Source organism: Bacillus sp. L75 (assembly GCF_003676355.1).
GTDB classification, from domain to species: Bacteria; Bacillota; Bacilli; order Bacillales; family Bacillaceae; genus Bacillus; species Bacillus velezensis.
This window is the reverse complement of record NZ_ML064924.1, coordinates 1-22,674: the sequence shown is the minus strand read 5'-3', so window position 1 is coordinate 22,674 and position 22,674 is coordinate 1. Positions and strand designations below refer to the sequence as shown.

At 49.9% G+C, this 22,674-nt stretch carries 4 protein-coding genes; all 4 read right to left on the bottom strand.

Going from position 1 to position 22,674, the window contains the following annotated elements:
• The coding region (locus tag D5S11_RS19230; RefSeq protein WP_128424637.1) for an SDR family NAD(P)-dependent oxidoreductase at positions 1 to 8,113 on the bottom strand (8,113 nt) is incomplete at its 3' end.
• Positions 8,114 to 8,164: 51 nt separating this feature from the next.
• Entirely contained in the window at positions 8,165 to 13,891 is a 5,727-nt protein-coding gene (locus D5S11_RS19225; RefSeq protein WP_108724837.1) for a type I polyketide synthase, read from the bottom strand.
• 39 nt (positions 13,892 to 13,930) lie between these two features.
• The gene (locus D5S11_RS19220; protein ID WP_108724836.1) at positions 13,931 to 20,227 is read right to left on the bottom strand and encodes a type I polyketide synthase; all 6,297 of its coding nucleotides are present in this window, start codon (positions 20,225 to 20,227) and stop codon (positions 13,931 to 13,933) included.
• Positions 20,228 to 20,245: 18 nt separating this feature from the next.
• Positions 20,246 to 22,674, bottom strand: a 2,429-nt coding sequence (locus D5S11_RS19215; RefSeq protein ID WP_241211469.1) for a beta-ketoacyl synthase N-terminal-like domain-containing protein, incomplete at its 5' end; no start/stop codon positions are given.

The window sequence follows — 22,674 nt, the reverse complement described above, 5'->3', positions numbered from 1 at the left end:
GGGCGGTAAAGGTCGATGTATTCGCATGGAGCAGCGGGTGAAGCTTTTCACATTCGTCTGAATTCCGGCTTTCAAGCTCTCCCTGAAGACGATCGGACGCCCAATACGTCTGCCTGGCAAACGGGTAGCCCGGCAGATTGCCGATTCGCGGCAAAGGTCCGCCATAAAGCAAGTCCCCTTCGATTTCATAACCTTGACAATAAAAATCTGCCAGCACGCATAACAGCTCCTGATATTTTCTATGGTCAGAATATGAGGCGCTGCACTTGCCGAGCACTTCTATTATGTGCTCCTGAATATGCTGACGCCCTGCAAAGTGCTGCGGTACTTTTCCCGAAAACACATAAGGATGATGTTCATTAAGCTTTGCCTGCTTCCATACATACACTGCGTCATCAGCATCTTGCACTACTATGGCGGCGCGATGGTTAAAGTGATGCCGTCCTTTTAACAACGTATAGCTGAGCTGGGCCAGATCATTTTCTTTCAGTCCGCCATTTTCCGCCCAAGTGATCATCTCTTCGATTTTTTCCTGAAGGGCCTCCTCTGTTTTTGCAGACAAAGTAAGTAAATATGCAGGGGCATCACGATGAGGTGAAGCGCTGCGCTTATAGCTTTCCATAACGACATGGGCGTTTGTTCCGCTCATCCCGAATGCGCTGACTGCCCCCATTCGGTTTTTACCCGGCAGAGAAGGCCACGGTTTACCCCTTTTATTCACATAAAAAGGACTCTTCTCCCAGTTGATATAGCGGTTTTCCCCGCTGCAATGCAGACTGGCGGGAATCATTTCACGGGAGAACGCCTGTAAAAGACTGATCAAACTGACAATGCCTGATGCGGCAAACGTGTGGCCGATATTGGTTTTAATTGATGTGAGTGCGCAAAAAGCTTCTTCGTTTGTATAGGCAGAAAATGCGTCATAAAGCGCGTTAATTTCCACCGGATCACCGAGTTTTGTACCTGTGCCGTGTGTGACGATATATTCGATATCTTCAGGGTTGATACGGCCCCGGTCATAAACAGAAGTAAGCAGCCGGGTCTGGGCTACGCCGCTCGGAGCGGTAATTCCGTTTGTTTTCCCATCATAATTGATGCCGCTCGCTCGAATCACCCCGTAAATCGGATCACCATCTTTTTCCGCCTCTCTCAGCGGCTTCAGAACAACCGCCGCGGCTGCTTCCCCCGGAACCATGCCGTCAGCCCTTTTATCAAACGCGAAGCATTTTCCGTTTTCCGACAGCATTCCGGCTTTATCTATCGTTTCAAAAAAGTCCGGGGTATTCATGATATTCACCCCGGCCGCAACAGCTGTTGTGCACTCTTTATTCTGCAGGCTTAATACCGCCTGATGGACAGAAACGAGCCCCGAAGAACATGCTGTATTTATCGCCATCACAGGACCTGATAAATTCAAGTGATAAGCCAGCCGCGCCGCCAAAATACCGTTATGATGAGACGTGACATTGCCTTTGTCCCGTGTTAAAAGGTGATAATCTCCTTCTTCCGCCCCCACAAACATACCGATCGTCTGCTGCTTGATGTGACTGGCGCCGTAGCCGGCGTCCTCAAGGGCCCTCCACGCTTCCTGAAGAAGCAGCCGCTGTTTCGGATCCATCGTTTCAGCTTCCCTCGGCGATATTTCAAAAAATAAAGGGTCGAATTCGTCCGCCCCCGGTACAGCGCCGAGTTTCCATTTTGAACTTGTGAAGCCTTTTTTTGCGACCGGTGCGACAACGTCCTTTTCCTGAAACAGAATGTCCCACAGCTCGTCCGCCGTGCGCGCCTGAGGAAATCGGCCGCTCATGCCGATAATGGCAATGGAATCAGCTGCCTGACTGCCCTCGGTTCCGGCGTTCAGCTTATTTCTTCCCCTCTGCTTCTTTCGCTTTTCCGTTCCTGCCTTTTCAAAGACAGATTGATCTGCGGATTCAGGTTTCTTTTCTTCATAGACATGCTCCATGACGGACTGGTGTTCCGTCAGAAAATAGCGGACGACCTTCTCCAGTGTGGAATGTCCGAAAAACAGGGCCGGTGTCACTTCAATTCCGTAATGAGCGGACAAAGAAGAGGCGAATTCCGCCAAACTGATAGAATCAAAGCCGAAATCAGCCAGATTGTCAGCGTCCGTCAGTCTGTTCTTGTCTATTTTCAAAAGCCCCGCCGCCAGTTCTTTCACATCCCAGCTTACGCATTCTTCCAGTGTAAAGCCTTTCATTTCACTCCGCCTTCCTGAAAACGGGACGTTCCTGTTTACAGAACCCGAAATCGGCCGTTCGCCTTGATCTATCTGCAGGAAGCGTTTGGCCCTCGACGGAAAACCGGCCAGGACGAGATACTGGCTGGACGGCTGGACTAACAATGTTTCAAAAGCTTCGAGTCCTTCCTCAGTGTATAAATAACGCTGTCCGCTTGATTTTAAATACATATCGGTGCTTTCCGCCGTGCCTACATGCATCCCCCCTTCTTTCCAAAGCGGCCAATTGATTGCAAGTGACTTGCCGCTTCTGAGCCCGAGGCTCACAAGTTTATCCCGATGACGGACAAAAGCCATTTGGAAGCGGTTCCCCATCGCGTAGTCACAAGAACCGAAGTCTCCTAAAATCGCTGAAGAAGAAGAGAAACAACAGAAGAAGTCAAGCGGCTCCCGTGACAGAACCTGATCTAACACCGCGGTGCCGTCCGCTTTTGGCGATAAGACTTGCTGAAAGGTTTGCAGATCTTTCTCCAGAATGCTTTCAGTGCCTTGAAGACCTGCAGCGTGAATGACACCGTGAATCGGCCCGCATCCTTTCTCTTTCACTTCTTGCAAACCTTTCTCCATCTGAGCCTGATCTGCGGCATCCGCCTGCACGTAAAACACCTTGGCGCCTGATTCTTCCAATCTCTTTATCTTGTTCAGCACCGGGCCGGCTGCCGCTGATCTCCCCGTCAAAATGAGCGTAACCGGTCCTTTTTCAGCGAAATATCCGGCAAATAACAAGCCTAAACCCCCGCATCCGCCGGTAATCAAGTACGTTTTTCCGCTCTTTATCACACGCTTCTCAACAGGGGCAATATCCGTCTGCTTCATTTCCATGACGTGGCGGATTTCCCCACTGTACATGACACTGCGGAACGACTCGCTGTGAAGTTCTTCACATACGTTATGGATCAGTTTTTCTAACGGTCCTTTTTGTTCAAAATAAACCGCGGCCGTATCCGTCTCCGGCAAGATCAGTTTCAGCGACCGTTCCAGCGCGATCCATGACTCAGCGTAACTGATATCGGTATCGGTCCCGCACTGAGCGGAAAGAAGGATCCGCCTCGGTTTAGAACGCAAAGAAGCAGCTGCGCGGATCACATGATACAGAATGGAATAGTCTTTCACGGCCTTTTCATCTTCAAGCGGCCATCCATATAAAACGGCATCCGCTTTGCCTGCAGCCGTTTCAATATGCCGAAACGTTTCTTGATATGCTTGTCCGTCAGTGATTTTAATTTGATAATGCGTGTTTGAAAGCTTTTGAGTTTCCTCACCCTGTGAAATAAAAAACACGCCGGCTCCCGGATAAAGGGATTGTAAAGACTGATAAGCATGCTTTCTGGCAGCTTCTCCCGTAAGAAAACAGATGACCGTTTTCAGCTCTTCATGAATGGATTTCTTCAGAGGCTGCTGCGTCCACATTTCTTCAAATATCATCATCTCGGATTGTTCCTCTTGCCCGTGATCCTGCTGAGACGGCTGTCTCATTCTCACCCCTTTGATTTCTGCGCAGACAATGCCGGTTTCGTCACAAAATTGAATGTCACAGCCGGTTTGATTCTTTTTATTAATATACATCCACATGCCGGATGAGCACGGACGCATGACGCGCAGTTCTTCAACCGCTTCAGGCACGATATGGACTGACGGCTCCGTTTTTGCCAGGACATGAAAAGCTGCGTCCAGAAATTCCGGCGGCAGATGATATCCCGGATTACGGCCGCTTTCATCTGTGAGAGCAAGCTTCGCCCAAACCGCACTTTCTCCCGCATAAAGCTTTTCAACGGTGCGGAACTCCTTACTGATCGTTACACCTGATGTGCCTGGTGTTTCATAATCGAATGACAGCGAGCGGCAGTCTTTTTGTAAGGAGGCAATATCAAGCACGCGGGATGGCTGTATGTTCCCTTGTCCGATGATTCCATAATGATGCAGCTTCTCTTCGTCACTGTATATTTCATAATGGATGCCTTCCTCGTCTTCAGACAGAAGGGAGAGATTGACGCCCGCACCGTGAAGTCCGCCGGTAATCGGGTCAGTCCATGCCGCTGTTCGGATCCATATCTCTTTTTCTTCAGAGCTGTCTGCCGCATGATGAAAAGCCGCAAGCGCCATTTCTAAATAAACGGCTGCCGACAGAACCCGCTCCCCGCTCACATCCTGGAAAACGTGTTCCCGGCCTGTAAAAGATGTATGATAGCTTTGCTCCGCCAAGGTTGACGTATTTTCATGCAGGAAAGGATGCACATATTCAGTTGTTCCTGTTTTTGGTTCTTCCCGCTTCATCCAGTAGCTTTCTTTTGCAAATGGATAAGACGGCAGACTGATACGATGCGGCAGCGCGCCTTTATATAAAGATGCCCAATCGACGGGCGTCCCGTGAACCCAGGCATTCAAAAGACTGTCAAATTGACGTTTTTCCATCCAATCACTGATAGTGCCTTCCGTCTCCGTGACAGCACTATCACTCCGGCCCGCAAACACCCCGCTTACGGAACCAGCATTATTCAGAAAAGCAATCAGCTTCTGTTCCAATTCAGAAACAGAGTCCGCTGTCATCGCCAGCCGTTCTTCCATCGGGACCCTGCCGACTTGAAGGGTAAATGCCGCGTCAAGCAGGTTCGCATCTGTAATTGTTCCGTTTCCGGCGGCATCCGACAGCAACAGAGCCCGCTCGCGCAAGCGGTCTTTATCTTTTGCCGATAAAACAAAAAGCGCCGGACGGCCGGTGTCTGCCGAAGTCATTTCAGCCGGTTCATACTCTTCTATCAGCAGGTGGGCATTTGCTCCGCCCGCTCCGAAAGAAGATGTACCCGCGATTCTCGGATATTCTCGTGTTACTCCTTCAGATTCTATGACCGGCCGTCTCCATTCCGCTGTTTCCTGCTGCACGATAAAAGGAGAAGTTTCAAAATCAATTTCCGGGTTCAGCTGCTTTGAATGCAGCGACGGCACCAGATATCCGTGTTTCATCTGAAGAAGAATTTTGGTGACCGCAGCAATGCCCGCCGCACTTTCCAGGTGTCCGATATTGGATTTAACAGAACCGATGGAACAAAATTGGTTTGCATCCGTATAGCGGCGGAAAGCCTTGGTTAACCCTGCGATTTCAATCGGATCTCCCAAGGAAGTGCCGGTGCCGTGGGCTTCCAGATAGCTGATTGCTCTCGGGTCAATCCCTGCCCGCTCCATCGCGTCTGCGATCACTTCTCCTTGTGCATTCGGGTTCGGAACGGTGAACCCGTTCGTTTTGCCGCCGGCGTTCAGAGCGCTTCCTTTAATGACACCGTATATATGATCATGATCTTCAACAGCCTTTTTCAACGGCTTTAACACGATACAGCCGACGCCCTCTCCGTCAACAAACCCGTCAGCCTTATCACCGAACGCTTTGCACGCGTTTGACGGTGACAGCATTCTCATAGAAGAAAGTCCGATATAATGAACCGGATCTGTAATCAGGTTTACGCCGCCGGCAATCGCGCATTCAGATGCACCTGTTCTGATGCTTTCTGCGGCGAGATGAATGGCGGTTAAGGATGAGGAGCATGCAGTATCGACCGCGATGCTCGGACCGTGAAAATCAAACACATAGGATACGCGGTTCGGGATAAAGTGATAGTGGGCCCCTGTCGGATAGTTGCCGTTCATGACACCCGCAAAGACACCAACCTTTTTACCGGCGCATAGTGAATCAGGGGTATATCCGGCATCCTCCAGGGCCGCATAAGCGGTTTCCAGAAACAGTCTCTCCTGCGGGTCCATGCGCTCCGCTTCTTTCGGGGAGATTTTAAAAAACAGCGGATCAAATTTATCAATATTTGTTAAAAATCCGCCCCACTTTGTATACATCCGGCCTTCCTTACCTTTTGTCTCATCATAGTAGTCCCGCCAATCCCAGCGGTCTTTCGGAATTTCGGTGATTCCGTGTTCACCGGTCTTTAACCGTTCCCAGAACTCATTAACATTTTCAGCTCCGGGATACCTCCCGGCAAGACCGACAATTGCCACTTCAAGGTGTTTTGACGGCGGTTCGGAAGCGGGGGGCGCTTTTTCAGAAAAAGATGCCGCTTGGCGCTTCGTCAATCCGGCGCTTTTTTTGCGGCTTTGCTTTTTCTGTAGAATGTGCGGCGCCTTTTCGGCTTCTTTATTTGTCTTGAAAATCCCAGCCATATCTTCCTGTCTTGAGCTGACGAGATATTCCGCTAATCCGCCGATTGTCGGATACTCGAAGAACAATGTGCTGCTGATATCAGGTATGTCTTCCCGCACGCGGTTGGTCAGCTGTACGATTAAGATGGAATCGATTCCGTATTCTTCAAGGGGCGTATGGGCTTGAACGTCCTCAATCGGCATCTTTAAGATGGCGCTGACGATCTGTTTCAGGTACTCTGTGCTTTTTTCAAGCAAAGAGCCGGATGATGCCGCTTCAGTATGAGGGACTTCTTCAGAAAATTGCGCATGCAGTTCGCGCTCCTTCGTTTCAGCCAAGAATGCGGCAAGCTCTCCTATCGTCCGGTATTCAAAAAACAGCGTGCTGCTGATATCAGGGACGAGATCCCGCAGCTCATTCGTCAGCTGAACGATCAGAATAGAGTCAATGCCGTATTCATCCAGAGGAGCCAGCGGATTTATCTCTTCTGCCGGCATTTTTAATACTTTTGCCACAGCCCTTATCAGAAAAGCCGCTGTCTTTTCCGAAAGCCCCTCTCCCGCTTGTTTGATGGGGAGCTGACGATCAGAGGATGTTTGCGGTACGTTTGATTGGCGCTTTTGCGCGGTGTAAGCTTCCCTGCTCTGCCTGATGACTCCGTTGCTTTTCGCCGTGATAATCTGCTGGGTGTGCAGACGTTCGTTTTCAGCCGGAAATTGAATGGAATGAAAACCTTCAGCCATTAAAACGGATTTCCATGTTTCCGGATAAAGACCGGGGCACCCCGGAATCCGCAGCGCCTCGTCTTCGTACAGCCACCAGCCCTCTAATAAGCCGAATGTAACATGTGTAAACGGCGTATGCCCGCCCAGTTCATTAACGAGCAGCAAACCGTCCTTTTTCAATACGGCTTTTGCCGTCCGTAAGGTTTTCCGGATATTTTTGGTGGCATGCAGTACGTTTGCAGCAATAGCGATATCGTAGGTTCTCAGATGTAATCCCTGGCCCGCCGCAGGCTGCTCCACATTAAACAGCTGATACGTCAAATACGGATTGTCCGCGCCGTATTCCTTTTCGGCATGCATTAAAAAAGCTTTTGACAAGTCGGTATAACAGTATTCCTGAATATGGTTTTGATAGGGGCGGAGCTTTTTAAACAGTGTACTGCTCGTTCCGCCGGTGCCCGCTCCGATCTCCAGCAGGCGGATGTTTGCCTCAGGATTGTTTTTCATTACATTTTCCACATACATACACGCTTCATTTGCCAGCACATCGTTGTAATAATCAGCGAGAATATTATGCTTATAGATTCCTTCAACAAGCTCCATTGAAGAATCGGGAAACATCACGTCAGTGGCTTTTATTTTGCCTGTTAAAATGTCAGGCAAAGCTTGAATGATGGTATCCGCCAGCAGAGCCTGCGCTTTCATATCCGGATCTTTCAGCCATTCGTTTTTCTTCTTATGCCACTCTTCCCAAACCGCGGCCGTTTTACCGCTTTTAAAATCGCTGTCTAAAAGACGGATGCTTTCTTCCAGCCAGCGCTCATATAAAGGCAGACAGGAAGCCGCCGGCGCTTCGCCGGTCAGACCCATTGAACGCAGCGTCATCCGCAGCACTTGCAGCAAAAGCCGATTCAATTCTTTCATTTGATTGCTTATTTCTGTTCTTAAGGATAACTGTGTACGGTCTTTTTGTTTGTCTCCCTTACCCAAAACCTTATCCTCCTAAGAAAATTAAATTTGCTCCGTCATTTTGACAGGCAATCAGATAGTCACAAATTCATGAGGGTTCATTCCCTCGATCGGAATCGGCTTGGTCAGCTTCATCAGCCCCATGCGGGAGATCGGCTGCGTCAGCAGAGTTTCCAGCGCCTGCATCCCTTCCGCCCGGCTGATCAGCCCGAGACCGATTGCACTCAGTCTGTCAAACTCTTCAGAAATGTGATTGTCAGCCCGCTCCCAATAACCCCAGTTCATCACTTTGACCCGGCATGACAGCCGTCCGGAAAGCTCATGGGCAAATGCGTCTTTAAATGCGCACCCCGCCGCATAATGACTTTGATTCGGATTCTTAATATATGAAATAACCGAAGAGAAAAAGAGAATAAAGTCCAAAGACTCTTTCGCAAATACTTCGGCAATGTTGACGGAAATATCCACTTTCGCCGCAAGGCCGGCGTGAAACTGTGATTCTTCCATATCTTTTACGCTTTCATTCGCAAATACCATCGCTGAATGAACGACGCCGCTGATGGTGCCGTATGTGTTTTTAATCTGTTCATAGGCGCGCTGAAGCGATGGAAGATCAGAAGCATCTGCGGCTATATATTCGGGAGCCGGGCCTGATGGCCGGTACCGGTCTATTTTTTGGCGTATCCGGCTGTCCAGCGGCCGCCTCCCGATCCAGACGACTCGGGCTTTATACGTCGTCACTATATAATCTGTCCAAACCTCGCCGATGCCTCCCGCACCGCCGATGATGACATACACGCCTCCATAGCGGTAAGGAACACTTTCAGACGGCCCGCTTTGGACCGGAAGCAATTGAGGCCGGTACCATTCCTGATGTCTGCGCACCCATGCTTTACCCGTACGGTCGCGGGGCAGGCTGAATATGTCTTCTGCGGGGAAATCCCCCCCGTCTTCAAGATCGGCGAGACGGATGTGCCAGCTCGGATGTTCTTTAGCGAGAGACCCGACAAAACCGTGAACACTGGAATGAGCGGGACGCACCTCATCATATTGGGTAATAGGCTGTGCTTGGTGCGTAATCACCGTCATCTCTAGCTGCTCCTTTCCATACCCGAGACCGATAAGAGCTTTGGCCGCTCTGAAAATTTGCAGCGCCCCGCTTTTTTGATCATAGCTGTCAGAATCATCCGGCTGAGGGGCAAACCAGATCATATGCTGAATCTTACCGAGACGGCGGAGCCGATCAGATATCACTTCAACGGAAGCACTTTGGCTGCTATCAAATCGCACAGCTTTAGGAAACAATCGTAAAACCGCGTCCGCCTGCCCGTCAGTACCGCCTATGATGACAGCTTTTGCTTCAGAAATGGGGAAGCCGGTTTGGTTGTCTATCGGTTCCGCGTCCCATACCTGCATCAGTTTGACGGCTCCGGTAAGGTTACCCGGCAGATCGTATTGCTTATTATCGGTTACGGCCGGCGCACTTTCGGCCATCCGGGCAGAAAATCCTTTTATCCTTACACACACATTGCCGCGTTCATCACATATATCAATGTCCATTCTTCGCACGGCCGGTGTTTCATGCGTCACAAATACGGCCGCCCACATGTTTGGCCTGCACGGATGAAAAACGGTCAGTTCATGCAATTCAAAAGGCATTAACGGCTGCTCCGGATAACCCGCTTGATTTTCATTCATAACGCCGATGGCCGCCTGAAAAGCGGAATCAATCAGGCTCGGATGGAGCACAAACTGTTCGGCTTCATCAGAAACGGAAGCAGGAAGCACCAATTTAGCCAAGGCTTCTTTTTCCCCGCAATAAATGTGATCAATTCCTTGATGTGAAGGTCCGTATACAATTTCCGCCTTTGCAAACGCCGCATAACAGTCTTCTTTTGACAGCACTTTTTTGCGGCATCGCGCTTTCAGCTGTTCAATATGCAAAACCGGCGCCTCAGACAGCGGCTCAATCACAGCGCTTCCTTCACAATAAATGTCTGAATCATTTTCATTGCTGTACACTTGAAATGAAACATTGCCGTTATCCTCCAAAGAAAGCCCTGTCGTCATACGCAGCGGCTCTTTTTTATGAACGGCCTGGCGTATCCAGCTGATATACCGCAGCGAAATGCCGGTTTTAGCCGTGTATCCAGCGGCTAACGGCGCGGCAGCCAGTTCAGCTGCGGCTCTCGCCATTTCAAGATAAGCCGCCCCGGGGAGAACACGCTTGTTTCGGACGATATGATCGGCTAAGAAGAATTCATCTCCGTTCAGTATCGTACTGAATTTTTGTTCTAGCAAATCTGATGTATTGCGGTGAAGCAGCGGGTGAAGCCTGCTTTCTGTATTTACGGAAGTGACGGGATGATCGGGCTCCGGTATCCAATATCGTTCCTTTGCAAAAGGGTACGTCGGCAGACTCATCCTGCGCGGTTTCTCCTCCCGATACAGCCGCGTCCAGTCTATCTCAAATCCTTTTGACCACAGCTCCGCAAGTTTTTTGTAAGTGCCGCTGTCCATCCATTTTCGGATCAGCTCCTCCGTATCCTGATCATCATTCAGGAAACCCCTGATTTCCGTTCCGCTATCAGACCGCCCTTGAAAGCAGCCGTCAATCTGCTGTTTTCGTTCTGTAAATTCAGTTAATTTCCTGATCAGGTCTGCTTGATCGTTCACTAAAAAAACAAGCCGTTCTTCCATTGCCAGCCGTCCCGTTTGCAGCGTATACGCCAGTGACCGCAAGGAAAAAGATTCATCAGGCTGCTTATCTAAGCCCGACTGGCCGAAAAGACCGGAAAGAATATTCTTATGTTTCTCATCGTTTGTAAGACATTCTGCTAAAGTCCGGACGGAAGTATGCTGTATGAGATCAGTCATGTCTATTGCCAGCCCGTATTGATCCGTCATCAGCTCAGAAAAATGTGTCAGCTGCATGACATCCAAGCCGAATTCCTTCCAATCCTGTTCATCATCTACCGAGCCGGCCGCAACATGCAGAACTTCGGCCAGAACACCTCGCAACGCATTTTCCAGCTGATTTTGCATTGTATCTCTTTTGTCATGAAGCGGACCGCTTCCTTCAAGCGCTTTATCTTTGAGAAACATCAGCAGGCGGGCAGCGTATTCCTTCAGCCGCTCCGGATTTTTCGCTGATAGAGGCACGATATACGGTCTCTCTTGATCCTCCGTAATACCGGGGTTTTTAGGCCTGTACTCTTCTAAAATGAGATGAACGTTTGAACCCGTCGCCCCGAATGAACTGATGCCTGCGCGTCTCGGGCAGGCATGTTCACGGCCGTTCTCTGTATACGCCGGCCTTTTCCATGACTCGGTTTTTTGCTGCACGTAAAATGGCGAGTCCTCTAAACGGAGATACGGATTAATCGTCTCTGAGTGCAAAGAAGGGACAAGCGTTTTGTGAAACAGCTGCAAAACCGTTTTATGAAGCCCGCTGATCCCGGCGGCTGATTCCGCATGTCCGATATTCGATTTAACGGAACCGATCGCACAAAATTGCCGATCCTCCGTAAACGTGCGGTAAGCTTTAACAAGACCTTGTATTTCAATCGGATCTCCTAAAGAAGTTCCGGTTCCGTGCGCTTCCACATAAGAAATCGTCCGGGGATCGATCCCCGTCTTTTCAAGACATTCAGCTATCATATCCCCCTGCGCCACGGGGCTCGGCACGGTAATCCCGCTGACGGTCCCCACGTGATTGACGGCGCTGCCTTTTATCACCGCATAAATATGATCCTTATCTTCTTCGGCTTTGTGGAGCGGCTTCAGCAGCACGGCTCCGATGCCGTCAGCTGAGACATAGCCTGTGCCTCCTTCGCCGAACGTGCGGCACAGCCCGTCACTCGAATGCATATCCATCAAGCCGTATGTGATATATTTTGTCGGGTGCAATGATAAATTGACGCCTCCGGCAAGAGCTGCTTCACATTCACCGCGTCTCAGACTTTCCGCCGCCATATGGACGGCCGTCAAAGATGACGAACACACCGTGTCAACCGCCATGCTCGGCCCGTGAAAATTGCAAAAATATGAAACCCGGTTTGCGATCGGCGCATAGTTCAAGGGATAAGGAAAGACCAGCCCTTTGGCCGCAGCTTCAGCGCCGGCGAGAGAATAATCCATATGCATCACCCCGGCAAACACACCGACGTTCATTCTCTTATTCGGCCCTTTCGGCTGAACGATTGTTTCCGGGGTGTAGCCTGCATCCTCAATCGTTTCCCAGCATGTTTCTAAAAACAATCGTTCTTGCGGATCTTTAGCTTCTGCCTCCCGCGGAGAAATCCGAAAAAATTTCGCATCAAAACAATCCGGATCGTCTATAAAACCGCCCCATTTGGAAATCGGCTTGCCGGACGGCGATCGCAAATGCTCATATGTCCTCGTATCCCAGCGGGAACGAGGCACTTCCGTTACGCTGTTTTCTCCATTTTTTAAATTTGCCCAAAATTCACGAAGATTTTTGGCGCCGGGGTACCGTCCCGCCATCCCGACGATCGCAATATCTCCATTCTGCGTTCCGGCTGACGCCGATTTTTTCACGCGGATTTGGGTCGTCCTCTTTTTTTCCCGGGGCAAAGGCTCAGCACTTGAATGCCCGCTTTGAGCATGGCCGAAACCGGCTCCGTAATGTTCGCACAAATATCCCGCCAATTCCGCGATTGTCGTGTATTCAAATAACAGTGTCGGCAGAAGCTGCGTTCCGATTTTTCGTTCAATTTCCTTTACCATGTCCAACAGCCCCGGAGAATCCAGCCCCATTTCATAGTAGCCGATATCCGGGTCAATCTCTTTCACAGGTTTGTTCAATCGGGCGGCAAGCAATTCTTTTAAATAAAGGATGCACTGTTCAGTAAGGCCGGCGGAAGCCTCCGCACGGCGGGGCTCAGAAGGCGCCGGTTCCGCTTGCGGAGCCGGGACGGCATTCCGCCCGTCAGGTTCTTTCTTTTGCCGTTTCTGATTGATCAGTTCCGGGTCCCTCACCAGTTTATTGGCGAAGTTTTTCAGTTCGCCGACTTTTCTGCCTTCCTCATTGAAAAACTCCATTGTCACGTAAACGAGATCTTTCTTACGGGTGACGGATTCTTTTTTTATCTTGGTGATACATGTTGTCTGCAGCAATTCGGTGCAATAAAACGATTCATAAAACAGCGGCAGAAATAATTGCCCCTCCTCCCTCGTCAAAGGAGCGAGATATACATTGGAGCCGATGCTGCTCGCATCTATCAATGCGGGATGAAACATCGCCTCTTCTGCATGTTCCAGCTGATCCTTTTGCACCGACAGATCAATATAAATCTCTTTTTCAGTTTGGTAGACGCTTCCGCAGCCTTTCATCATTCCTGAGTGAACCAGTTCTTGATCCCTGCATTCCGCGTAAATGTCCTCAAGCGGTATTTCTGCCGCCGTTTGTTTTACGGCATCCATCCGGACGCTCTCTTGGAAGCCGGCGGGCTTGACGGAATGCATTTGCGCCGCGGCATATACCTTTGTCTCTGCTGCTTCGTCACCTTGTTTTTGCCCTTTCACCTCCACCTTCCACTGCCCTTCGCCGTTCTCTGTACAGTCAACGGAAAGCAGGATTGTTTCTCCCTGTTCAGGAGCTAAAGGGTGAAAAATCGATAAGTGCCTGAGTTCAAGGCCGGCATGAAAAAAACCGTTTTCTCTGAAAGTCTGATAGATCAGGTCAATATAAGCCAGACCCGGCAGCAGTTCCTTTCCATAGGCTTTATGATGTTTCAGAACGGGATGCTGATTGTTAATAAGAAGCTGCTCTTGCATATGAACTTCCTCCATATCGACGTTCAATTTTCAGCGCAATCAGTAAGTCTTCATTTGTTTCCAAAACGTATTCGGACGGGACTTATGTGCGTTTCCATGCAGGCTTTCGGCTTTGTCCGGACGAATAGGCCGGCGTTTTAATCCCTGTCTCGGCAAAGGCTTTCTAACCGGGGTATACGCCTCTTGCTCCCATGCTTCCACTATGACATGGGCATTTGTCCCTCCGTCAGCGAAACTGCTGACGGCGGCAATCCGCGGTGAATCCGTCCATTCACGCAGAGCGTGCGAAAAATAAAACGGCGAGGCGGACAGATCGTAATGCGTCATCGGCTCTTTGCCCGAAAGGAAAGGCACACGCATTCGGCGCGAGAGCATAAGCACTGTTTTAATGAATCCGGCAATCCCTTCAGCGCATAACGGGTGTCCGATATTCGGCTTCATCGATCCCAATTCACAAGGCGCGCTGTTTTGCATACGGTAGACCGCTTCAATCGCCCTCAGTTCCAAAAGGTCGGTTACTTCAGAGCCTGAACCGTTTGCTTCAATGTAGCTGATATCCTCCGCTTTTCTGCCGCTTTTGGCAAGCGCCTTGGCCATCACTTCTTTCTGCGCCTGTATATTCGGTGTGGCAGGCCCCGCGGTTCTGCCGTCATTGTTTACGGAAATGCCTTTAATGACCGCATGAATCCGGTCACCGTCTTTTACAGCCTGGGCCGCTGTTTTTAAATACACCATTCCGACGCCTTCTCCCAATACGATGCCGCCGGTGCGGCGGTCAAAAATATGAAACGCAGGCTCTTCGCTTAACAGATTGCGAAGTTCGAACATCCGGTGGGTTTGACCGGATTCCAGCAGACTGACTCCCCCGACCACCGCTGAGTCGATTTCACCGCAAGAGAGCGCCTGTATCGCCATATTCATCCCGACAAGCGCTGAAGAACAGGCCGTATCCAAAACGAGACTCGGCCCCTTCAAATCAAAAAACTGAGAAAGATTGGCCGCTAAGTAATTCGGACCGGCTGCGACTATCGGATTTTTTGCATGCTTCAGACGGTTTTCATCAGGCATACTGCCGCCGCGTCCTCCTAAATAGACACCGGCTGACCTGCCTTTCATTTCTTGTAACGAGTAACCGCTGTCTCTGAACAGATGAAGCGCCTCTTCTAATATAAGAAAGGACTGGATATCCATTGCCTTGATGTCTTCTTCGGGAATAAGGAAAAACTCCGGGTCAAAATGCGTTACATTTTGTAAAAGGCCCGCATAATCCGCCTTCTCCGTTTTCCAGCGCTCTTTCGGAACTCTTTGAATGGCTGACGTTGCTTCAGACAGCAGCTTCCAATAAGCTTCGATTGATTCAGCTCCCGGAAAACGGCAGGACATTCCGACAACAGCAATGTCCTGCGCCGCTCTAGCACCAGAAGGCTGAATAACAGCGGCTGCAGTTTGTTTGGGAACGTCCGGGATTACAGGCTGAACCGGTTTTGAAACGGCAGCTTTGATTTCGGGATATGCTGTTTCAAGCCATCCCGCCAGCGCAGCAACCGTAGGGTATTCATACAGCACCGCCGGGTCAAGGTCAGCTTTGATCCTCTTTCCGATCGCTCTGGACACTTGGGCAAGCATAATGGAATCGGCTCCGTAATCTTGAAACGGTGTATCAGATTCAAATCTTGACGGCTCCAGTCTTAATTCCCGGCAGCAAATGCCCGTCAGCCACTCCTTAACGCTTTCTGTATCGGCCTGTTCCTGCTGCTTTGTTTCAGTAAGGCCGGATGAAAGCAGCAGACGGTCAGGCTCCCATTTTTCCGGGTGAATGACGGCCGGCATAATAACAGATCCGCAATCGCCTGCCATGATGGCATCAAACAGGCTCAACCCTTCTCTGTCAGTGATGCTCTTTAAACCGCTTTTCAGATAGGCCCGGCTTTTTGATTCGCCCATACCCGTTTCTTTCCAGCTCGGCCACTGGATGCTCAGCACCGGAAAACCTTTTGCGGCCGCAAAATAATCCATATAGGCGTTAGCCATGGCATAATCGCTTTGTCCCGCTCCTAATTCCGGCATCACGCCGGACACTGAAGAAAACAGCGCAAAAAACCGGAGAGGCTCCTTGTGCAGCGCTTGATACAAAAGGTCCAGTCCGTCTGTTTTAGGTTCAAGCACGGTCATCATCTGTTCTCTCGTTTTGCGGATAAAGGCCGGATGATCGAGATCTACGGCTCCCGCTGCGTGTATCACGCCTCCAATCGGGCCCATCTTCTCTTTCACCCGGCTGACAGCCTGCTCATATTCAGGGCCGGAAGATACAGACAGCACTTCCGTTCGGACACCTTTTTGTTCGAGCTCTCTGATTCTTCTCACTTTTTCGGAAAACGGGGAATTCCGTTTGATATGATCATCCCACTCCGCTTTCGGCGGCATTGTTTCTTTTCCGGTAAGCACGAGTTTCGTGACTCCGTATCGTTCGGCAAAATGCCAGGCGAATAAATATCCGAGCCCCCGGGTCCCTCCGGTGATCCAGAGCACATGGTCTTTCGGAAATGAAAATTCTTTTTCAGCTAAGCTGTTTGTTTCCTTTAACCGCGCGTGATAGCGCACACCGTTTCGGTAACACACTTCGATGTCTTCAGAATCGCGAAAAAACTCCTCTGCGATCTGGTTTGCCAGCTCAGGATCTTCGGCAGTCCGTTCTGCATCCATATGCCGCGAGCGGATATCCTTATACTCACTTTGGAGCATCCGGTACAATCCGGCCTTTTTTGCACCTGAGAGATTTATCGTTTCATTTGCAAAGGGTTCAAGCCCCTTTGTCACACAAAGCAGCTGAAGCTTTCGGCCGCGGTTTCTGTTGTCAATGAGAGACTGCAGACGATGAATCCAGCCGTCATCATGATTGATTTCCGTCCCGCATCCGGTCACATCAATCAGACCGCCAAATCGGGCCGCGTCCCCGGATATTTCCGGTGATGCAGCGTCAATGATTTCAGACTCGGGGAAATAACGGGACAGCTCAACGGCTAAATTTCCTGTCTGGTGATCAGCAGCTATTCCGATGACGCCCCGCACTTCCTTAGCCGGAACACGGCTGCTTTCTGCCCAGCTTTTCTGTAAAAAGCGGATTTCACGAAATGTTTCAGAATGTGTTTCAGCATCACGAACATTGTCCGGCGCTGCATCGTCCGGCCAATACCGATCCTTTATAAATGGATAACCGGGAAGGCTGATGCGATGCGGCAGGCTGCCGTTATAAAGCTCTGACCATTCAATCTTCAGCCCTTTTACCCAAAGTTCCAGAAGCTTCGCGAATTTTTTTCTTTTCATCCATTTACGAACGGCTTCCTGCATATCTTCATCCTTAAAAACGGCTAGAATGTCTTTATACTGTTTGCTTTTTCCCCTGAAGCAGCCGTCTGTCCCGCCGTCAATAAAACGCTGCAGTTTTTCCGCTAACTGCTCTGTCGACGTCACGATAAACGCCGCACGTTCTTCCATCGCTTCTCTTCCGGTTTGAAGGGTGTAAGCCGCATCCCGGAGGCTGCGGTCTGTGACGTCATTTTTTCTGATCGCTTGAAAAAGCTGCTGCGCCCGCTGCTTCAGGCTGGCCTCCTGTTTGGCGGATAATAAAATGACTGCGGGATCTTCATCTGTGAATGGCTCATAAATCTCCCTATCAGGTTCAATATATTCTTCTATCAATATGTGGGCATTTGCCCCGCCCGCGCCAAAAGAAGAGATTCCCGCGATTCTCGGAATCTCTTTTTGCGCTCCGTTTTCCTCAATGACCGGCCGTTTCCAGTCTGCCAATTCACGCTGCACCACAAACGGCGTCCGGTCGAATGCAATATTCGGATTCAATTTTCTGCAATGTAATGAGGGAGCCAGCTTTCGTTTTTGAAGCTGGAGCAGCAGTTTCGTTACACCGGCAATGCCTGCCGCGGCTTCCAAATGCCCGATATTGGATTTAACTGAGCTGATGGCGCAAAAACCTTTATCTGACGTTTTCGTTTGAAATGCGCGGGTCAAACCGTCAATCTCGATCGGATCTCCGAGTTCAGTACCCGTGCCGTGTGCTTCGATACAGCTGATCATCCGCGGATGTATTCCTGATTTTTCAAGCGCGCCGGAAATCACGTCAGCCTGGGCGCTCGGACTCGGCACTGTATATCCGTTTGTTCTGCCGCCGTGATTGATATGAGTGCCGCGAATCACCCCGTAAATATGGTCCTTATCAGCCATCGCTTTTGACAGCGGCTTTAACAGCACGGCCCCGACACCTTCACCGGGAACAAATCCGTCCCCGCCTTCACCGAAACTTTTGCACGTTCCGTCTTTTGAAAGCATTCGATAGGCGCTGAGCTCCGCATAAGCCGAAGGATGCGTATACACATTCACACCGCCGGCAATCGCCATGTCGCATTCGCCGCGAAGGATGTTTTCACACGCTTCGTGAATTGCAGTCAGCGAAGATGAGCACATCGTGTCGACCGGCATGCTCGGCCCTTTCAGATTAAGAAAATAGGAAACTCTGTTGGCCGCTGAACTGAACGACGTTTTCGGCTGCAGGGCGCCGCCGTTTTTCCAGTACATTCCGTACCCGTTTTTCGTAATGCCCGCAAAAACGCCGACCCGGCCGTTATACAGATTCTCAAGCTGTTCCTTCGTATAACCGGCATCCTCCAGCACCTGCCAGCACATTTCAATAAAGAGACGCTCCTGCGGGTCCATATTCAAAGCATCACGGGGTGAAATTTGAAAAAACAGCGGATCAAAGAAAGCGGCATCTTTCAGAATTCCGCCCCGCTTACTGTAACTTTTCCCTTCTTTCACGGCCGCTTCAGGATCAGGGTTGTAGTACTTGTCCTTTGCCCAGCGCTCTTCGGGAATTTCCGTCACACAGTCTTTTCCGGCCGCTAAGTTATTCCAGTACTCTTCAAGTGTTTCAGCTTGCGGATAACGTCCGCTGACTCCGATAATCGCAATCCCTTCTTTTGTCTGGTTCTCATTGGAAAAAGAAGGCCGTTTCTTTCGCTTGATAAACGACGGAAGCACCGGAAAATCTTCATTTGCCAAAACCTGTTCTGATATGCCTGAACGGTGGTCATCATCATTTGTCCATTTTCGGCATTCTTTTGGATAATCCGTGACAAAGTGAGCTGCCAGGGAGCCCAGTGTCTTATATTCGTAAAAAACCGTTTTGGAAAGGTCACCGAAAAGCAGAGACAATTCGCGGTTCAATTTCGTCACAGTAACTGAGTCGATTCCGTAGGTTTCCAGCGGCTCTTCAGTGTCTATGTTGGAAACAGCAATTTTTGTAGTCAGGGCAAACAGCGTTTTGAGCTGAAGAAGCGTTTGTTCATACAAACGTTCACTGCGGTGTTCGGCATTGGTTTTTCCGGGAGCGCCCGTCTTGATGACAGGCTGCAGCTTCAACCCTGATAGGGAAGCCCATATTTTTCCTTCTTCGTCACATAAATCAATATAAAAGCTCCCCGCCTTCTCTTGTATCTCGGCCCATCCCTTGTCAGGACAAGGTTCATAAAACAAAAGCTCGTCCAATGAAACCGGGGCGAGCGTTTTATATTCTTTGCCGCCAAGCAGCGCGCATGCCTCTGTCACACTTTGCATCACACAGGGAGGGAGGCCGAATCGTGCGGATTCTTTTTGGTCTGTCAATGGAATTGATATGTCTGCCAGCATCCGTCCTGCTGAGGCGTAAATACGCTCTATTCCTTTCATGTGCTCACTGTATTGAACGGTATCGTTCTGAGTGATGGCTTCAATTTGCTGCTGATCCATCAGGGAACCGCTGTTTTCCTTCAAGCGGCTGATATCCAGCATGCCAGGCGCAGCATCAACTGGCTGAATCGTCCCTTGGCTGTACACATCATGATGACTGAAATCGGCAGAAAATGGATTATAAATCTCAAACCTTTTGGCTTCACCCTCTGCGGGTATCAGCCTGATTTCGATATGGAACGGCTCAGCCTCAGTCAGAATGGGCTTTGACCACACGATATGCGTCAGCCGGACAGCCTCAGTCTCCTTTACTGTCAAAACAGCCGCAGCTCTCGCCATTTCCAAAAGAAGTTCTCCGGGCATAAGCTTTTTACGCTGTAAAGAAACATCAGCGAGAAAAAATTCCCGGCCGCTGAAAGCTGCCGAGAATCCCTGTCCCGTTTCATCGGAAATATGCTGCTGAGCAAGCGGATGAAGGGAAGCCGCTTGGCGAAGTCCCATCCGCATATCATAATCGCGCAAAATGCCGATCGCATCCTGTTTTGTCATTTTTTTATTTTTGACGTCAGAAAAAACCCGGTGCAGAAACTCTTTCATATGGTTTCCTCCATTACGCTAATCCCTGTAAAAACCGATCGTTCTTTTTACAGCGGTTTCTATGCTTATTTCGTTTTTCTCCAAATCATCAAGCAGGCGCTCATAAGTCTCAAGCGGGGACGTATCAGTCTCATAAGTCTCCCGGTGCCTTATATGCTGCGCACTGTGCGGTATCCAGCAATGTGTTTTCGCAAAAGGATAGACGGGCAGGCTGACTTTTTTTGGCCTTTCGTCCGGATATAATTTATTCCAGTCGACATGTAAACCTTGCACCCATAATTTTGCAAGCATTGTATACTTTCCTGCTTCAATCCATTGATCTACGGTCCCGCTCATTTCTGCGTTGTCCGTCATCTCTGTAAACAGCTGTTTCATCGCTTTGTTCCGGCCTGTAAAGAAATTCTGCCCCGTCTCCTTGCCGCTGAGGAAATCATTCAGCGCGTTCGTAAGCTCTTCTTTTGTTTCAGCAATGACGGCAAGACGCTCTTCCATTTCATCCCGGCCAAGCTGAAGCGTATAAGCGATACCCGCAAGAGCTCCGTCAGCTGAATGTGTCTTTTCCAAATATCTGCACAGCTGTTCCGCACGTTCCTTCAGCTGTTCCGCCGTCTTTGCCGAGAGAATGAATAAGGACGGCTGAAGTTCACCGGCCGTCCATTGCTTCTCTTCAACAGGAGAAACATATTCTTCGAGCACGACATGAGCATTGACACCGCCAAATCCGAACGAGCTGACACCCGCTCTCCGCGGCAGTTCATTTCCGCTATCATCAGTCGCAGCTTTCCACGGCTGAGTGTGGCGGACGAAATAAAACGGGCTGCCGTCGAGGCTGATATACGGATTAACGGTTTCACAATGCAGACTTTTAACGAGCGTTTTGTGCTGCATCTGCAAAATAATTTTTAAAAGCCCGGCCATGCCGGCGGCAAGCTCTGTGTGGCCGATATTCGTTTTGACGGAACCGATGGCGCAATGAGGCTGATCGGGCGCCGTTACTCCGGCTTTCTGATAAAGCGCTGCAAAAGCCGCTTTGAGTCCGTTGATTTCTATCGGATCTCCGAGCGCCGTTCCCGTGCCGTGGGCTTCAATATAACTCACTGTACGGGGGTCGATGTTCGCTTGCTGATAAGCTTTTATCATGACTTCTGTCTGTGCTTTCGGATTCGGCGATGTAAGGGAAGCCGCCCGTCCGCCATGATTTTCCGCCGTTCCGCGAATAACGGCATAAATACGGTCGCCGTCACGTTCCGCATCGGATAATGTTTTCAAAACAATCATGCCCGCACCTTCAGCTCTGACATACCCGTCCGCTTGATCGGAAAATGTTTTGCATCGCCCGTCTTCACTGAGCATTCCCGCTTTATTAAAGCTGATATGCATATCCGGCGATACAATAGCATTGACGCCTCCTGCAATCGCGATGCCGCAGTCTCCGGCCTGAATTGCCCTGACCGCACGGTGAACAGCGACCAATGAGCTTGAACAGGCGGTTTCAATCGGTTCGCTCGGCCCATGTATATTCAGAAAATAGCTCATACGGTTCGGACCGATTGACGGAACCGTACCGGCGGCGGAAGAACCCTCAATCTCTATATGGAACTTTGAAGCTTCCTGAGCGTAACCGCTGTTTGTCGTGCCTGCAAAAATGCCTGTATTTGTACCTGACAGGCTTTTGGCAGAGCAGCCTGCATCTTCAATCGCTTTCCATACATGCATCATTAAAAGTCTTTGCTGAGGATCCATCATTTCGGCTTCATGCGGAGAAATACCGAAAAATAAAGGGTCAAATTGAGCGGTTTCATCAATGAAGCCGCCCCACTTTACATTGCTCGCATTTTTATCTTTCTGCGGATCTCCGTAATACTGTCTCCAGTCCCAGCGCTCCGGCGGTATTTCAGAAATGCAGTCCTTTTCTCCGGCTAAATTCTCCCAAAACATTTCCGGATTTTCAGCCATTGGAAATGCACAGCTGATTCCGATTATCGCCACGGGCTCAGGTGCAGCTGCGGTTTTTGTTTTAGGAAGACGGGACGGAATCAAGAATGGCTCCGTCTTCATTTTTTTACGCACAACCGGTTTCTCCGTTTCTGTTTCTTCCTGTGAGCCGAATGTATCCGGATGTTCCGTCAGCAAGTATTGGGCAAAACGAAAGACTGTCGGGTATTCAAAAAATACGGCCGGTGTCAGTTCAAGCCCATACGTTTTATTTAGTTCATTTGCAAACTGCGTGAATGAAACCGAATCAAAGCCATAATCTCTCATCTCTGATTCAGCATCTATCTCGTCTTCTTTCACCTTCAGAATGCCTGATATCATATGTTTGAGTTCCGCTTGTACTTTATTCGGTATATGGACGGGCGTCTTCCTTGACACATGAATGCGATTGGACGGTTCCGGTGTTTCAGGCATCAGGTTTTTTCGAATCCGTTTTTCGTCGCCTTCTGCCA

Coding starts and splice junctions, on each gene's coding strand:
- D5S11_RS19225 (WP_108724837.1), bottom strand. CDS start 13,891: ATGCAAGAGCAGCTTCTTATTAACAATCAGCATCCCGTTCTGAAACAT.
- D5S11_RS19220 (WP_108724836.1), bottom strand. CDS start 20,227: ATGAAAGAGTTTCTGCACCGGGTTTTTTCTGACGTCAAAAATAAAAAA.